Origin of the sequence: Caballeronia calidae (assembly GCF_900044055.2) — a bacterium.
Taxonomy (GTDB): Bacteria; Pseudomonadota; Gammaproteobacteria; order Burkholderiales; family Burkholderiaceae; genus Caballeronia; species Caballeronia calidae.
On sequence record NZ_FCOX02000001.1, the window covers coordinates 251,773 to 266,705 of the forward strand.

Consider the following 14,933-nt stretch of genomic DNA (forward strand, 5'->3'; position numbering starts at 1 on the left):
GCGCTTTTCCGGACTTCGGAAAGCCCGAAGAAAATTACATCTTCACGACGTCGAGCAGGGTCTTCTTGCCCTTCTTGTAGTCGTACAGCGAGATCACGCCGTGCTTCAGATCGCCCTTCGAATCGAAGGAGGTCTGGCCGATCACGCCCTTGTAGTCCGTGTTCGGCATTGCGGCGAGGATCTTGGCCGGATCGACCGAGTTCGCGCGCTTCATCGCGTCGACGATGATATACACCGCGTCATACGTGAACGGCGCGTAGATCTGGATCGGCTGGCCGAAGCGCTTCTGGAACTTGGCGCCGAATGCCGCGCCGCCTTCCATCTTCTCGAGCGCCATGCCTGCTTCCGAGCACACGACGTTGTCGGTCGCGTCGCCGGCGAGATCAGCCAGCTTTTCCGTGCAGACGCCGTCGCCCGCGAGAACCTTCGCGCGCAGGCCGAGCTGCTTCGCCTGCTTCGCGAACGGGCCGCCCGTTGCGTCCATGCCGCCGTACATCACGGCGTCCGGGTTTTCGCCCTTGATCTTGGTCAGAATCGCGCGGAAGTCGACAGCCTTGTCGTTCGTCGCGTCATGCGAGATCACCTTCAGGCCGAGCGCCTTGGCGGTCTTCTCGAACTCGTTCGCGAGACCCTGGCCGTAAGCGGTCGAGTCGTCGACGACGGCGACGGTCTTCACCTTCAGGCTCTTTGCTGCGTAGTTGGCGAGCGCCGGGCCTTGCTGCGCATCGGTCGCGACGACGCGGTACGTCGTCTTGAAGCCTTGCTGCGTGTAGGCCGGGTTCGTTGCCGACGGGGAGATCTGGACGATGCCCGCATCGCTGTAGATCTTCGATGCCGGGATCGACGTGCCGGAGTTCAGGTGACCGACGACCGCGACGACCTTGTCGTCGACGAGCTTCTGCGCGACCTGCGTGGCGGTACGCGGGTCGGCGGCGTCATCTTGCGGGTCCAGTTGCAGCGTGATCTTCTCGCCACCGATCGTGAGGCCCTTGGCGTTGATCTCTTCGACTGCGAGCCGCGCGCCGTTTTCGTTATCCTTGCCCAGGTGAGCAATGCCGCCGGTCAGCGGAGCGACGTGACCGATCTTGACGACCTGGTCGGCTGCTGCGGTCGTTGCCAACGTAGCGAACAGCACGGCTGCGGCGCTGATCGGCAACAGTTTGTGAAGCTTGGTGTTCATGTAAGTCTCCAGTTTCGGTCCCAAAAACAACGTAATCGCCCTGTGCCCCGTCTTTCATCACGATCGCTCAGTCCCGTGGACGACCACGCCGGATGCATCGTCATGCACTTGGCAAGTCCTTCCGGCAGGCCATTTGTGACGGCCGCCGTCCGCACTGCGCGCAAGTGTAGGGTTGTCAAATTAATTTAGGGAAGTTTTTTAAGATACTGGTGTCACTACCAATTAGCGGCCAGTTGTGATGCGCCGCCGTTTGTGGTGGCGTTTCCGCGAAGACGCCCTGTACATGCGGGTTTCCGCGACATGGCCACGCAAAGGTTTGGCCTTCGTTCAAGTTTGACTGACGCGCGCCGATAATCGCGGCTCCCCAACATCATTAGCCTGTTTTTTAAAGCCTGCTTTTAGCTTGCGTTTAGATTGGCGCCTCTAAAATCCCCTCGCGCGTCAAACGGCGTGCCACGCTCCGCGCAGGCCTTCAGGGCGACTGAAAGGGAAAGCTGGCACACTCGCCGGCCAACCTTTGCACAAACACAAGGAGTTTCGCCGTGACCGTATCCGTGACTTCCCGCTGGATCGACATTCCCGCCGATGGCGGCAGCTTCCAGGGCTATCTCGCGTTGCCGAAGACGGGCACCGGGCCCGCCGTGATCATCCTGCAGGAAATCTTCGGCGTGAATGGCCACATCCGCAGCGTCGCCGATCAATACGCCGCCGATGGCTACGTCGCGCTCGCGCCGGACGTTTTCTGGCGCACGCAGCCGCGCGTCGAGCTGGGATACGAAGGCGCGGATCGCGAGAAGGCGATGGAACTGCTGCAAAAGACGAAGCTGGATGCCGCGGTCGCGGATGTCGGCGCGGCAGCCAAGGCGCTGCGCGCGCTGCCGGAGGTGACGGGCAAGGTTGCAGCGATCGGCTATTGCTTCGGCGGCCGGCTCGCGTATCTCGCGGCGGCGCAAGGTTCCGTGGATCTCGGAGTGGCCTACTACGGCGGCGGCATTCAGAACGCGCTCGACAAGGCCGATCAGGTTAAGGTGCCGATGCAGTTCCACTACGGCGAACTCGACGCGCACATTCCCGCCGATGCAGTGGATGCCGTGCGTCAGAAATTCGCGGGCCGCAAGGACTCCGAGCTATACGTTTACGCTCAGGCCGATCACGGCTTCAACTGCGGCGATCGCGCGTCGTACCACGCAAAGGCATCGGCGCTCGCGCACGGCCGAACGCTGACCTTCCTCGGTGAGCATCTGTAATAGAAGAACCGCGGGGCGAGCGCGCGTCGGGTGCCGCGCTCGCTATATCAGCGCAGGCAGCCCTTCCACGAGCAGGAAAGCGGCGAGCACGCCCAGAAGCGCGCCGAATACACGCAGCACGTTGTTCTTGAAGTGCGTCGCGCAGGGAATGGCCCCGAGAAACAGCGCGCCCGCAAGCGCCATCGGGATGATCAGAATAAAGTCGCCGATCGTGAAGTACGTCATAGTGCGTCTCCCATCGTCCTGCTTCTGGCTGCGATCGTCGCGCGCTGACAAGCTGCATCGACGATTCGAGTATAGGCCGCTCGATGCGAGCCGTCGGGGCATCTTCGTGCGATGGGAGACTCACTCGACGTACGAAATCGTTGCGCAACAAGGGCTTGGACGCGCCCGCTATTAAGCGAGCACGTAAAAACCCTTAGATTCGTCGTATTTCAATTCGCTTTCTAAATTAGGCGACGGCAGCGCGTTCGCGCCGGTCGAGCCACGCCGCGCCCGCCAGCCCGACGAGCAGCAGCGCGCCGATCAGCCCCGCCACGCCCGGCCAACCGAACGCGGTCCAGAAGTGACCGCCGTAGGACCCGATCAGACTCGACCCGATGTAATACGCGAGAAGATAAAGCGCGGCAGCCTGCCCTTTCGCCTGCGCGGCGAGCCGCCCGACCCAGCCGCTCGCGACCGAATGCCCGGCGAAGAAGCCGAAGGTCAGGCACGCGATACCCGCGATGATCACCGCCAGCGAGCTCGACAAGGTCAGCGCGATGCCGAGCATCATCAGGACGAGGCTCGCAATGAGCACGCGGCCGCGCCCGAAGGCATCGGCCAGCTTGCCGGACCACGGTGACGCGACGACGCCCGTCAGATACACGGTGAAAATCGCGCCGATCTGCGTCTGGTTCAGCCGGAACGGCGCACCGAGCAGCCGATAGCCGACGTAGTTATAGAGCGTGACGAAGCTGCCCATCAGCACGAAGCCGATGAGGAACAGAAACGGCAAGCCGCCATGCCGCAGATGCCCGCCGAGCGAGCGACGATGATGCGCGAACCCGACGCCGCGTCGAGGCTTGAAGCGCCGCGATGGCGGCAGGAGCGAGCGAAACGCGAGTGTGGCGAGCAGGCCGAGCAACCCGATTCCGGCGATCGCGACGCGCCAGCCGAACAGATCCGCGAGGATGCCGCTGATCACGCGCCCCGCCATGCCGCCGATGGCCGTCCCGCCGACATAGAGGCCCATCGCGAGACCGAGCCCTTCGGGATGCACTTCCTCGGCGAGATAAGCCATCGCAACGGCAGGCACGCCGCCGAGCGCGAAACCTTCGAGCGCGCGCACGACGAGCAGCGCGTGCCAGTCCGGCAGCGCGGCGGCGACGACCGTCAGCACCGACGACGCGAGCAGCGACATCGTCATCAGCCGATGGCGGCTCCAGCTTTCCGAGACGAAGCCCGCGATGAAAATGGCGATCGCAAGCGCGGCCGTGCTCACCGACACCGTCAGCGCGCTGACTGCCGGACTGACGCCGAACGCCTTCGTGAACTCGGGAAGCAGCGGCTGCACGCAATACAGCAGCGAAAAGGTCGCATAACCGGCGAACAGCAGCGCAAGCGAAGCGCGCCAGTAAGCGCGCGAGCCGCGTTCGAGATACGGCACGGCATCGGCGGCACGGTTTGCGCTACCTTCGGAATTCGGGCGCTGCGGCGCCGATGAAGCGTTCACGAATGAAGTCTCCGCTGAAAAACCCTCCACGATACGCCGATCCTAAGGGTTTTGCCTTAATGCGCGAGGCACTTTCGGACGACGATCACCGAGTAATTACTGCCATGCGTCTGCGATCGGCAACACAACTGGGCGATTGGCATCGCGCCGACGCGCCGCGATGCGCTAAAGTAAGAGCACAATCGTTCATGAAAGCCGCGTATGTCGCGCTTCCCGCAATAAAAATGCGGCGAAAAAGTCTGGTGCACGAGCCGTGAAAAGCCTGTGCTTGGTGAAATATATTTGACCGGCGTCACATCCTCAGCCGGCGTTGAAACGGGGATTCATCATGCAAATCGGTTCGATTGTCCGCTCCGTGCATATTGCCGTGCCTCAAGGCGCGCGCGGCATCGTCATGCGCATTCTCGGCGACATGGCGATGGTCGCCTGGTACGCGGGCGAGCCCGGCGTGACCAAGTTGCTCAATACGGAGCCGTTCTTTCTCGAAGACCTGATCGATACGGGCGACGTCGTGCGTCCTTCGAATACGGTCGTACATTGAGAAGCAGCAATGAGCGGCGTTAAACAGCGCGCCGGGTCGATGCGCTGATGCCGTCCGCGCGAAGGCGCGGCACAATGCCGGGATGAACACGATCCATCCCGACTCCCAGGGCGCGCCCGCCGACGACGCGCCGCCCTTCTCCGGCCTCACGCCCGAGCGCGTGCTCGACGCGCTCGACAGCGTGTTGCTCCCCGCAGGCGAGCGTACCGATGGCCGCCTGTTGCCGCTCAACAGCTACGAGAACCGCGTTTATCAGGTCGGCGTCGAAGACGGCGCACCGGTCGTCGCGAAGTTTTATCGGCCGAAACGCTGGTCGAATGCGGCGATTCTCGAAGAGCACGCGTTCGTCGCGAGCCTCACCGCGCGCGAGATTCCGGCGGTCCCGGCGCGGGCTTACGAAGGGAAAACGCTGCACGAATTCGAAGGCTTTCGCTTCTCCATCTTCGAGCGGCGTGGCGGACGCGCGCCCGATCTCGACCGCAGCGACACGCTCGAATGGCTCGGACGCTTCATCGGGCGAATCCACGCGGTGGGCGCGATCGAGCCGTATCGCGAGCGGCCGACGCTCGACATCCATACATTCGGCTACGAGCCGCGCGACTATCTTATGACGCACGGCTTCATTCCCGCCGATGTGCGCGAGGCGTGGGAAACCGTCGTGTCTATGGCGCTCGAAGGCGTCGCGCAATGCTTCGAGCGCGCCGGCGACGTGCGGCATCTGCGTCTGCACGGCGACTGTCATCCTAGCAACGTGCTATGGACCGATGCCGGCCCGCACTTCGTCGATTTCGACGACAGCCGCATGGGTCCCGCGATTCAGGATCTCTGGCTGCTGTTGCCCGCCGGTCGCGCGGACGCGTCGCGCGCGCTGACGGATCTGCTCGCGGGTTACGAGGATTTTTGCGAGTTCGATCCGCGCGAGCTGCATCTGATCGAAGCGTTGCGCACGTTGCGGCTGATCCATTATTCGGCGTGGCTCGCGCGCCGCTGGAACGATCCCGCGTTCCCCGCCGCGTTTCCGTGGTTCAACACCCAGCGCTACTGGGAAGACCGCATCCTCGAATTGCGCGAGCAAGTCGGCGCGATGCAGGAAGGCCCGCTCTGGCCCGTTTGAAATTTTTCGTCACACTCACGCACTGTCAGGCAATCGCAAAGCATTGAAAAGCGCTTTGCTGCGTGTAATGATAACAATTCTCATTTGCCCGCCTTTCGTCGATCGCCGCGCGTCCATGCGCGTCTAGCCGGTCGGGGCGCGGCTTTGCCTGCCAACGCCCGATTCTGGAGAGACGCGTGAACGCGCCCGACACACTCAATCCGCAGCCGCCCGCAACGAGCGGCCCGAAGCATTACCGTTCGCATGGGCGGCTCATCGACGACGCCGAGCAATTCGCGCGCAAGAACCGCTCGCGCCGCTCGACGTTCCTGAAGTGGCTGCGCAAGGTGCATGGCTGGATCGGTTTGTGGGGCGCGCTGCTCGGCCTGCTGTTTGGTGCGACGGGCTTCCTGCTGAATCATCGCGCGCCGCCGCTGCGCATATCCACGGGCGAGCCGCAGGTTTCGCAAATGCAGATACCGCTGCCGGCCGAAGGCTTCAAGACGCCGCGCGACATGGGCCTGTGGCTCAAGAAGGAACTGAAGATCGAGGGCAATCTCGGTCGCGCGCGCAAAGAGCCGGCGCATCCGGTCGGCTGGGGCGACAAGAGCACGATACAGCCCGAGCAATGGTCGGTGATGGTGGCGTCGCCCGGCGGCGGCGTGATGGCGGAGTACTGGGTGGGCAACAACTTCGTGTCGGTGAAGCGCACCGAAAACACCTTCCTCGCGATGATGACCAATCTCCACAAGGGCGTGGGTCTGAGCGTGGGATGGGTGCTGCTCATCGATACGTTCGCGGGCAGCATCGTGCTGCTGTCGCTGACGGGTGTGCTGCTGTGGACCGAGCTCAACAAGAAGCGCACGGCGGGCGTCGTGATCGTGGCTGCATCGCTGATCGCAGCGATTGTCTGCGGGTTGATCTGATTTCCCGAGCGATGCGCGCCTGGCCGCTGCTCACGCGGCCCGCTTCCCCTTCCGCGGGTTATGCCGCGTGAGCCAAAGATAAAGCCCGCTCCCCAGCACGACGATCGTCAGCACATCGAAGGCCGCCCAGAAGATCTTGAGCGGCATCCCGCCAAAATCCCCGAAGTGCAACGGCTGCGAGCCGAGCAAAACCTTCAGATACCAGGGCAATTCACGCGAATCCGTGAGCGCGCCCGTCGATGCATCGACGAGCACCGGCCGCATGATCCGCGTCGTGAGAATGCCGTCGCCGCGCATCCACACGGCATAGTGATGCGGGCTCGCGAAGCGCGTCCCCGGAAACGCGACGAACGATGGAATCATGTCGGGCGCCACGCCGCGCGCGGTCGTCACGGCATCGTCGACGGAAGCGCGCACGGCCACCGGCGGCTGCCCCGCATAGGGCGCGACCATCTGCGCGAGCTGATCGTTGCGCCACGCGTCCAGCATCAGATCGGCGAGCGTGTTGATCGACCCCGTCGCGCCGACGAGCAACGCCCACGCGAGCGTCAGCATGCCGATTGCGTTGTGCCAGTCGAGCCACACGATGCGCCGCTTCTTCTTCAGGCGCACGCGCCCGAGCCCGACCTTTCGCCAGAACGGCAGATACACGACCACACCCGACACGATCGCCGCGAGAAACACCACGCCCATCGCGCCGAGAAAGAGCTTGCCGAACAGGCCCGCGAACATGTCGACGTGCAGCTTGAGCAGCACAAACTTGAGCGAGCCCTTGCCCGGCGGCATGCCGAGCGGATGCGCGGTGCGCGCGTCGACGGTGGTGCTGAGGGTATCGTCGGGCGGCGTGTCGGCGCGCGGCGCGGTCACGACGATCGGCAGCAGCGGTTCATCCGGCTCCCAGATCATGTATTGCGGCACGTGGCCCGCGTGCGCCTTCAATGCGGCTTGCAACACCGCGTCGTAGCTCGCGCGCGCATTCGCCTGCGCCGCGGGCAGTTCTGGCGCTTCGATCGCATCGCCGGTGAGGATGTCGAGCTCATGGCCGAACACGAGCGGCAAGCCCGTCAGACAAAGCAGCAGCATGAACGCCGTGCAGACGAGACTCGTCCAGCGATGCACGATCGACCACATGCGCAACGCGCGCTGGCTCATGTGGCGTTTGTCCGCGGACGAGCGCGAATCGGGCGATACATCGGCGCGCGAGGCTGCGCGCCGGTCATCGCCGGTCAAAAACTTGCCGGGCATTCGATGAAGATTTCGAGCTGAAGGGAAAGGCTTCGCGTCAGCCGCATGGGCCGAGCAAATGAGAACGATTATTATATAGGTGGACGATCCGCGCAGATCGCGTTTCGTCAGCCTTTTGTAATGAGTCCGGTGCGCTCAGACGCCGCAGACTTCGCCTTTCCCGGCGATCTCTCTCGCCGCCTTCGCCCCTTCGACCTGCAGCAATTCAGGCAGCGACACCCCGTTCTTCGCCGCCGTCACTTCGGCGAGAATCGACACGGCGATCTCCGGGGGCGTCCTGCTGCCGATATAGATGCCCACCGGCCCATGCAACCGCGCGAGCTCGGCCTCGTTCAGATCGAATTCCTTCAGACGCTCGCGGCGCGCCGCGTTATTGCGCCGCGACCCGAGCGCGCCGACATAGAACGCCGGCGTCTTCAACGCTTCCATCAGCGCGAGATCGTCGAGCTTCGGATCGTGCGTGAGCGCGATCACCGCGCAGCGCTCGTCGAGCTTCATGTCCATGACAGTGTCGTCGGGCATGGTGCGCACGATCGTCGTGCCCGGCACGTCCCACTCTTCCGTGTATTCCTCGCGCGGATCGCACACGGTCACCTGATAGTCGAGCCCGACCGCGATGCTGCACAGATACCGCGACAACTGCCCCGCGCCGATCACCAGCATCCGATAGCGCGGGCCGTGAATCGTGAGCAGCCGCGCGTCGTCGAAGTGCACGCCGTCCGTCGCTTGCGCGGGTTCGAGGCGCGCTTCGCCCGTCGCCATGTCGAGCGTGCGCGCGACGAGCCGCCCGCTTTCCACCGCCGCGCATAGTTCCGCGATGCCGCTCGTCATCGTCAAAGGCTCCAGCACGAGCTGGATCGTGCCGCCGCACGGCAAGCCGAACCGATGTGCCTCTTCCGCGCTGATGCCGTACTTCACCGCTTCCGGCTTCGTCTGCTCGATGCCCCGCTGCCGCACGCGGTCGATCAGATCGTCCTCGATGCAACCGCCCGACACCGAGCCGGCGACGTGGCCATCGTCGCGCACGGCGAGCATCGCGCCCTCCGGCCTCGGCGACGAGCCCCACGTCTTCACCACCGTCACGAGCAATACGCGATGCCCCTGTTCGAGCCATCGCGCGCTGTTCTTCAGGACTTCGAGATCCACGCTGTCCATGATTTCTTTCCTTTCTGCTGCCCTTCGCCGCCGCTATCGCCGTCGTTACCGTTTTCATCGACGGCGGCTGCATCCTGTGATTCCTGCCCGCCCTGAAGCTGGGCGCCGAATCGCTTGAAGAATTCTCCCGCAATCTTGCGCGCCGCGCCGTCGACGAGCCGCGAGCCGATCTGCGCCAGCTTGCCGCCCACCTGCGCGTTCGCGCTGTACGTGAGCTTCGTCGTGTCGGCTTCGTCGCCGGGCTCGAGGTTCACCGTCGCGGTGCCCTTGCTGAAGCCGGCCGCGCCGCCCTGCCCTTCGAACACGATCGTGTACGTGTGCGGCGCGTCGATATTCGTGAGCTCCATTCTGCCCTTGAAGCGCGCCTTCACCGGACCGACCGCCGCCGTCATCGCGACGTTGTAGGCATTCTCGCCGTCGGCGTCGATGCTGTCGCAGCCGGGGATGCAGACTTTCAGGATCGATGTGTCGTTGAGCGCTTCCCACGCGCGCTCCTGCGGCACCGGCAGCGTGTGTGTTTCGGTCAGTTCCATCGCGTGTCTCCAATGGGCGTGTGTTTCGACAAGGCCGCGAGTTCGCGTCCGACAGCGCCGAGGCTGTCGAGGTTATGCGCCGCGAGCATCGCATCGACGTGCGGCAGGATCGCGCGCACGCCTCGCGCGCGCGGGGTGAAATCGGCGAAGCGCAACAGTGGATTGAGCCACACCAGCCGATGCGCGAAGCGCCTGAGTCTTTGCATCTCGGCATCGAGCACGTCGATGGCTTCGTGGTCGAGGCCATCGGTGACGAGCAGCACCGTCGCACGTCCTGCAAGCACGCGACGCGCCCAGCGTCGATTGAACTCCGCGAGCGCCGCTCCGATGCGCGTGCCGCCCGACCAGTCGGCGACATTCTGTCCGAGCGCGGCGATGGCGACATCGGGATCGCGTTCGCGCAATGCGCGCGTCGCATTCGTGAGACGCGTGCCGAAGAGAAACACCTGCAAGCGCTCGCGCGACTGCAGAAGCGCATGGCAAAAGTAGAGCACGGCGCGCGAATACGCGCTCATCGAGCCGGAGATATCGAGCAGCAAGACGAGCGGCGGTCTGCGCTCCACCGCCGCGCGATATTTCCACACGGTCCAGTCGCCGCCCGAACGCACGGCATGGCGCGCACTCGCCTTCAGATCGGCGTGCGTGCCGCGCGATGCCGCCTTCAGCCTGCGCGTCGGCTCGGTCGCGAGCGGCAGCCGATGCGCGCGAATCTGATGCCGCAGCGTGCGCCATTCGTCGGCGGTGAGCGTATCGAAGTCGCGATGGCTCAGCCGTTCCTGCGAACTGAACGTGATGCGCGCGTGCGCTTCCTCGGGCTTCGATTCCGGAACCGGCGCTTTCGATGCAGCCGCGGCGCGCGTCGCCAGCGCATCGGCGAGACGGTTGTTGCGCTTCGGCGGCGGCATCCCGCTCTTCACTTTCGGCAGAAGCAGCGCGCGCAGCTTGCCTTCCCAATCGGGATCGCGCCAGAAGAGATCGAACGCGGCGTCGAAAATCTCGCGTTCGTCGCTCGCGTGGACGAGCAGACATGCGAGCGTCGCGCGCACATCGTCGCGGCGATCCAGATCGATGAAGCGCAGCGCGTCGAGCGCATCGACCGCATGCGCCGGCGACATGCCGAGGCCCGCGCCACGCAGGAGCCTCACGAAATGCACGACGTTGCGGGCGAACGGTTCCATCGTCATTGCGTGGCGGAGAGGCATTGCGCGAGCGTGCCGGCGTCCATGCGCGCGAGATCGTCCTGATACTTGAGCAGCACGCCGAGCGTGTCCTGCACCGATTGCGGATCGAGCTCCGACACCGACAACGCCGCGAGGGCGCGGCACCAGTCGATGGTTTCCGCGACGCCCGGCGCCTTGAACAGATCCAGCGTGCGCAGCTCATGCACGAATGCGACGGCGCGCTTTTGCAACGCCTGCCCCGCTTCCGGCGCGCGCGCGGCGACGATCGCGAGTTCAACGTCTCGCTCGGGATAGCCGATCCACTGATACAGACAGCGGCGCTTCAACGCGTCGTGCACTTCGCGCGTGCGGTTCGACGTCATCACGACGAGCGGCGGCCGCGCGGCGCGCACCGTGCCGTACTCGGGAATCGACACCTGAAAATCCGACAGCAGTTCGAGCAGGAACGCTTCGAACGGCTCATCGGCGCGATCGATTTCGTCGATCAGCAACACGCGGCGCGCATCGGGATTCACGGGATCGGGCAGCAGCGCCTGAAGCAGCGGACGCTTCAGCAGAAACTCGCCGCGATACAGAGAATCGTTCGACGGCGTTTCGCCCGATGCCTCCGCGAGCCGCAGCGCCATGATCTGCCGCGGATAGTCCCACTCGTACAGCGCGCTCGCCGTGTCGAGCCCTTCGTAGCATTGCAGGCGCAGCAGCGTGGTGCCGCACAAGCCCGCCGCCGCCTTCGCGAGCTCCGTCTTGCCGACGCCCGGCTCGCCTTCGAGAAACAGCGGCCGCTGCATCCTGAGCGCGAGAAAGAGCGCCGTCGCGAGCTCGCGGTTCGCGAAGTACTGATGCTCGCGCAGGCGCGCGAGCGTCTCGTCGATGGAAGCGGGCTCGCCCTGCATCACGCCGGAAACGACATCGCGCGCTCGATCGCGCGGCCCGCGAGCACCGGAATCAGATGCGCGCGATAGTCGGCGCTCGCGTGCATGTCTTCGTTGAGCTGGTCGGGCAGAATCTTCACGCTGCGCGCCGATGCCACCGAAAAGTCCTTCGACAACGCCGCTTCCAGTTCGGCCGGACGAAACACCGAAGACGCCGCGCCCGTCACGCCGACGCGCACGCCGTCCTTGAACTTCGCGACGAACACGCCGACGAGCGCGAAGTGCGACGCCGGATTGCGAAACTTCTCGTAGCCCGCGCGCTCGGCCAGCGGAAACTCGACTGCAGTGATCAGTTCGTCGGGTTCGAGCGCGGTCGTGTACATGTCGATGAAGAAGTCATCGGCGGCGATACGCCTTCTGTCCGTCACGACCGTCGCGTTCAGCGCGAGCACGGCGGACGGATAGCACGCGGCGGGATCGTCGTTGGCAAGCGAGCCGCCGATCGTGCCGCGCTCGCGCACCTGCATGTCGCCGATGCGGCCCGCGAGATCCGCGAGTCCCGGCAGCGCCTTCTTCACATCGGCGTTCGATGCGACCTGCGCATGGCACGCCGCGCCACCGATGGTGAGCTTGTCGCCATCGAGCGTGATGTTCTTCATCGATGCGACGCGCGTCACGTCGATCAGCACCGATGGCTGCGCGAGCCGCAGGCGCATCGTCGGCAAGAGACTCTGGCCGCCCGCGAGAAATTTGGCGTCGTCGTTTCCGGACAGCGCGGCGACGGCCGCCTTCGCTTCGCCCAGGCGTTGATAGTCGAATGAGTACATATCGGTCTCCGGGGCTCAGGCGTGTTGGGCGTTATGCATCGCGGTCCATACGCGATGCGGCGTCGCGGGCATCTGCAAGTCCTTCACGCCGAGCGGTGCGAGCGCATCGAGAATCGCGTTGATGACGGCCGGCGGCGAGCCGATCGCGCCCGCTTCGCCGCAGCCCTTCACGCCGAGCGGATTGTGCGTGCACGGCGTGCCCTTCGCGGTCTCGACGTTGAAGCTCGGCAGGTCGATCGCGTGCGGCATCGCATAGTCCATGTACGAGCCGGAAAGCAACTGGCCGGTGCTGTCGTCGTAGACGCAGCGTTCGAGCATCGCCTGGCCGATGCCCTGCCCCAGCCCGCCATGCACCTGCCCTTCGACGATCATCGGATTGATCACGTTGCCGAAGTCATCGACGGCGGTGAACTTCTGGATGCGCGTCTCGCCCGTGTCCTGATCGACTTCGACTTCGCACACATACGCGCCCGACGGATACGTGAAGTTGGTCGGATCGTAGAACGCGTTTTCGTTGAGGCCCGGCTCCATCTGATCGAGCGGGAAGTTGTGCGGCACATACGCGGCGAGCGAGACATCAACGAAGGTCTTCGTGCGGTCCGTGCCCGCGACGCGAAACACGCCGTTCTTGAACTCGATGTCTTCCACCGCCGCTTCGAGCAGATGCGCGGCGATCTTCTTCGCCTTCGCTTCCACTTTGTCGAGCGCTTTCATGATCGCCGAGCCGCCGACCGAAATCGAACGCGAGCCGTACGTGCCCATGCCGAACGGAATGCGTCCGGTATCGCCGTGAATGATCTCGACATTCTCGATCGCGACGCCGAGCCGGTCCGCGACCACCTGCGCGAAAGTCGTTTCGTGCCCTTGGCCGTGACTGTGCGAGCCGGTGAAGACGGTGACGGAGCCGGTCGGATGCACGCGCACTTCGCCCGCTTCGAACAAGCCCGCGCGCGCGCCCAGCGCGCCCGCGACATTCGACGGCGCGAGCCCGCACGCCTCGATGTAGCACGAGTAACCGATGCCACGCAGCTTGCCGTTCTGCTTCGATTCCTCGCGGCGCTTCTTGAACCCTTCGACGTCCGCGAGTTCGAGCGCGCGATTCAGGATCGTGTCGTAATCGCCGACGTCGTATGTCAGGCCGACCGGCGTCGCATACGGAAATTCGCGAATGAAGTTGCGCCGGCGCAATTCGACCGGATCGATGTTCATCTCGCGCGCCGCCGTCTCGACGAGACGCTCGACCACATACGTCGCTTCCGGGCGGCCCGCGCCGCGATACGCATCGACGGGCACCGTATTCGTGAACACGGCTTTGACTTCCGCGTAGATCGCGGGCGTCGTGTACTGGCCGGCGAGCAGCGTCGCGTAGAGCACGGTCGGGATCGACGATGCGAACGTCGACAGATACGCACCCATGTTCGCCGTCGTATGCACACGCATGCCGATGAACTTGCCATCCTTGTCGAGCGCGAGTTCGGCCTTGGTCACGTGATCGCGGCCGTGCGCGTCGGAGAGAAACGCTTCGGAGCGCTCGGCCGTCCACTTGATCGGCCGCCCCACTTTCTTCGATGCCCACGTCAGCGCGACATCTTCCGGATACAGAAAAATCTTCGAGCCGAAGCCGCCGCCCACATCCGGCGCGATCACGCGCAGCTTCGATTCCGGCAGCGACAGCACGAACGCCGCCATCAGCAGACGCTCGACGTGCGGATTCTGATTCGCGACGTAGACCGTATAGCTGTCGTCATGCTTCGAATAGCTCGCGTTCACGGCGCGCGGCTCGATCGCGTTCGGCACCATGCGCTGATTCACGATATCGAGCGTCGTCACATGCGCGGCCTGCGCGAACGCTGCGTCGGTCTTGGCCTTGTCGCCGTGACCCCAGTTGAAGCAGACGTTGTTCGGCACGCTGTCGTGCACGAGCGGCTGGCCGGCATCGGCGGCGGTCCCGGTCGCGACCACGGGCGGCAGCTCGTCGTAATCGACCTCGATCAGCTCGAGCGCGTCCTTCGCTTCCTTGATCGATTCCGCGACGACCAGCGCGACCTGATCGCCCACATGCAGCACCTTGTCGTGCGCGATGACGGGATGAGGCGGCTCGTGCATCGGCGAGCCATCGATGCTGTGGATCAGCCAGCCGCACGGCAGGCCGCCGACGTTCTCGCCCGCCAGATCCTTGCCTGTGAAAATGCCGATCACGCCGGGCGACTTCATCGCCGCGTCGATATCGACACGCCTGATCTTCGCGTGCGCGTGCGGCGAGCGCAGGAACACGCCATAGCTTTGCTGCGGCATGACGACGTCGTCGGTGTACTGGCCCGCGCCCGTCAGGAAGCGATAGTCTTCCTTGCGCTTGACGCCAGCGCCGATCATTTTCTGTTGCTCAGGGGCATTCATCGCGGTCTCCTTTGTAGGCGCG

General features: G+C 64.5%; 15 protein-coding genes. 5 read left to right on the plus strand and 10 right to left on the minus strand.

Features of this window, described 5'->3' with window-relative positions:
* Positions 1-34 precede the first annotated feature (34 nt).
* Positions 35-1,180, minus strand: coding sequence for a branched-chain amino acid ABC transporter substrate-binding protein (locus tag AWB78_RS01230; RefSeq protein ID WP_062601521.1), 1,146 nt, complete (start codon positions 1,178-1,180; stop codon positions 35-37).
* Between the two features lie 542 nt (positions 1,181-1,722).
* Here AWB78_RS01230 and AWB78_RS01235 point away from each other — a divergent pair.
* Positions 1,723-2,427: a dienelactone hydrolase family protein gene (locus tag AWB78_RS01235; RefSeq protein WP_062601522.1), complete on the plus strand. Its 705-nt coding sequence runs from the start codon at positions 1,723-1,725 to the stop codon at positions 2,425-2,427.
* A 42-nt stretch (positions 2,428-2,469) separates the two neighbouring features.
* Here the strand turns inward: AWB78_RS01235 and AWB78_RS01240 are convergent, their stop codons facing one another.
* Positions 2,470-2,652: a hypothetical protein gene (locus AWB78_RS01240; RefSeq protein WP_041730863.1), complete on the minus strand. Its 183-nt coding sequence runs from the start codon at positions 2,650-2,652 to the stop codon at positions 2,470-2,472.
* Positions 2,653-2,878: 226 nt separating this feature from the next.
* Entirely contained in the window at positions 2,879-4,141 is a 1,263-nt protein-coding gene (locus AWB78_RS01245; RefSeq protein WP_062601523.1) for an MFS transporter, read from the minus strand.
* Between the two features lie 2 nt (positions 4,142-4,143).
* Here AWB78_RS01245 and AWB78_RS46225 point away from each other — a divergent pair, with 2 nt between their 5' ends.
* From AWB78_RS46225 to AWB78_RS01260, 4 genes are all read left to right on the plus strand, one after another.
* Positions 4,144-4,398 carry a hypothetical protein gene (locus AWB78_RS46225; RefSeq protein WP_157697390.1) on the plus strand — a complete coding sequence of 85 codons (255 nt, stop codon included), beginning with the start codon at positions 4,144-4,146 and terminating at the stop codon, positions 4,396-4,398.
* A 71-nt stretch (positions 4,399-4,469) separates the two neighbouring features.
* Positions 4,470-4,682, plus strand: a complete 213-nt coding sequence (locus AWB78_RS01250; protein WP_008352308.1) for a hypothetical protein — start codon at positions 4,470-4,472, stop codon at positions 4,680-4,682.
* An 82-nt stretch (positions 4,683-4,764) separates the two neighbouring features.
* The gene (locus AWB78_RS01255) at positions 4,765-5,796 is read left to right on the plus strand and encodes a serine/threonine protein kinase (RefSeq protein WP_062601524.1); all 1,032 of its coding nucleotides are present in this window, start codon (positions 4,765-4,767) and stop codon (positions 5,794-5,796) included.
* A 176-nt stretch (positions 5,797-5,972) separates the two neighbouring features.
* Entirely contained in the window at positions 5,973-6,701 is a 729-nt protein-coding gene (locus AWB78_RS01260; RefSeq protein WP_062601525.1) for a PepSY-associated TM helix domain-containing protein, read from the plus strand.
* 30 nt (positions 6,702-6,731) lie between these two features.
* On the opposite strand, the gene AWB78_RS01265 is transcribed toward AWB78_RS01260, so the two are convergent.
* From AWB78_RS01265 to AWB78_RS01295, 7 genes are all read right to left on the minus strand, one after another.
* Complete coding sequence (locus AWB78_RS01265; protein ID WP_232477582.1) at positions 6,732-7,946, minus strand: PepSY-associated TM helix domain-containing protein; 1,215 nt, start codon at positions 7,944-7,946, stop codon at positions 6,732-6,734.
* 135 nt (positions 7,947-8,081) lie between these two features.
* The gene (locus AWB78_RS01270; RefSeq protein ID WP_062601526.1) at positions 8,082-9,101 is read right to left on the minus strand and encodes an XdhC family protein; all 1,020 of its coding nucleotides are present in this window, start codon (positions 9,099-9,101) and stop codon (positions 8,082-8,084) included.
* On the minus strand, positions 9,074-9,634 hold the full coding sequence (locus AWB78_RS01275) for an SRPBCC family protein (protein ID WP_062601527.1): 561 nt from the start codon (positions 9,632-9,634) through the stop codon (positions 9,074-9,076). The genes AWB78_RS01270 and AWB78_RS01275 overlap by 28 nt, the downstream gene beginning before the upstream one ends.
* A complete protein-coding gene (locus tag AWB78_RS01280) occupies positions 9,625-10,818 on the minus strand; it encodes a vWA domain-containing protein (RefSeq protein ID WP_374729439.1) in 1,194 nt (397 codons plus the stop codon). Before AWB78_RS01280 ends, AWB78_RS01275 begins: the two co-directional genes overlap by 10 nt.
* Complete coding sequence (locus tag AWB78_RS01285) at positions 10,815-11,708, minus strand: AAA family ATPase (RefSeq protein ID WP_062601529.1); 894 nt, start codon at positions 11,706-11,708, stop codon at positions 10,815-10,817. Before AWB78_RS01285 ends, AWB78_RS01280 begins: the two co-directional genes overlap by 4 nt.
* Entirely contained in the window at positions 11,708-12,514 is an 807-nt protein-coding gene (locus tag AWB78_RS01290; RefSeq protein ID WP_062601530.1) for an FAD binding domain-containing protein, read from the minus strand. Before AWB78_RS01290 ends, AWB78_RS01285 begins: the two co-directional genes overlap by 1 nt.
* Positions 12,515-12,529: 15 nt before the next feature.
* Positions 12,530-14,911: a xanthine dehydrogenase family protein molybdopterin-binding subunit gene (locus AWB78_RS01295; protein ID WP_062601531.1), complete on the minus strand. Its 2,382-nt coding sequence runs from the start codon at positions 14,909-14,911 to the stop codon at positions 12,530-12,532.
* Positions 14,912-14,933: the final 22 nt, after the last annotated feature.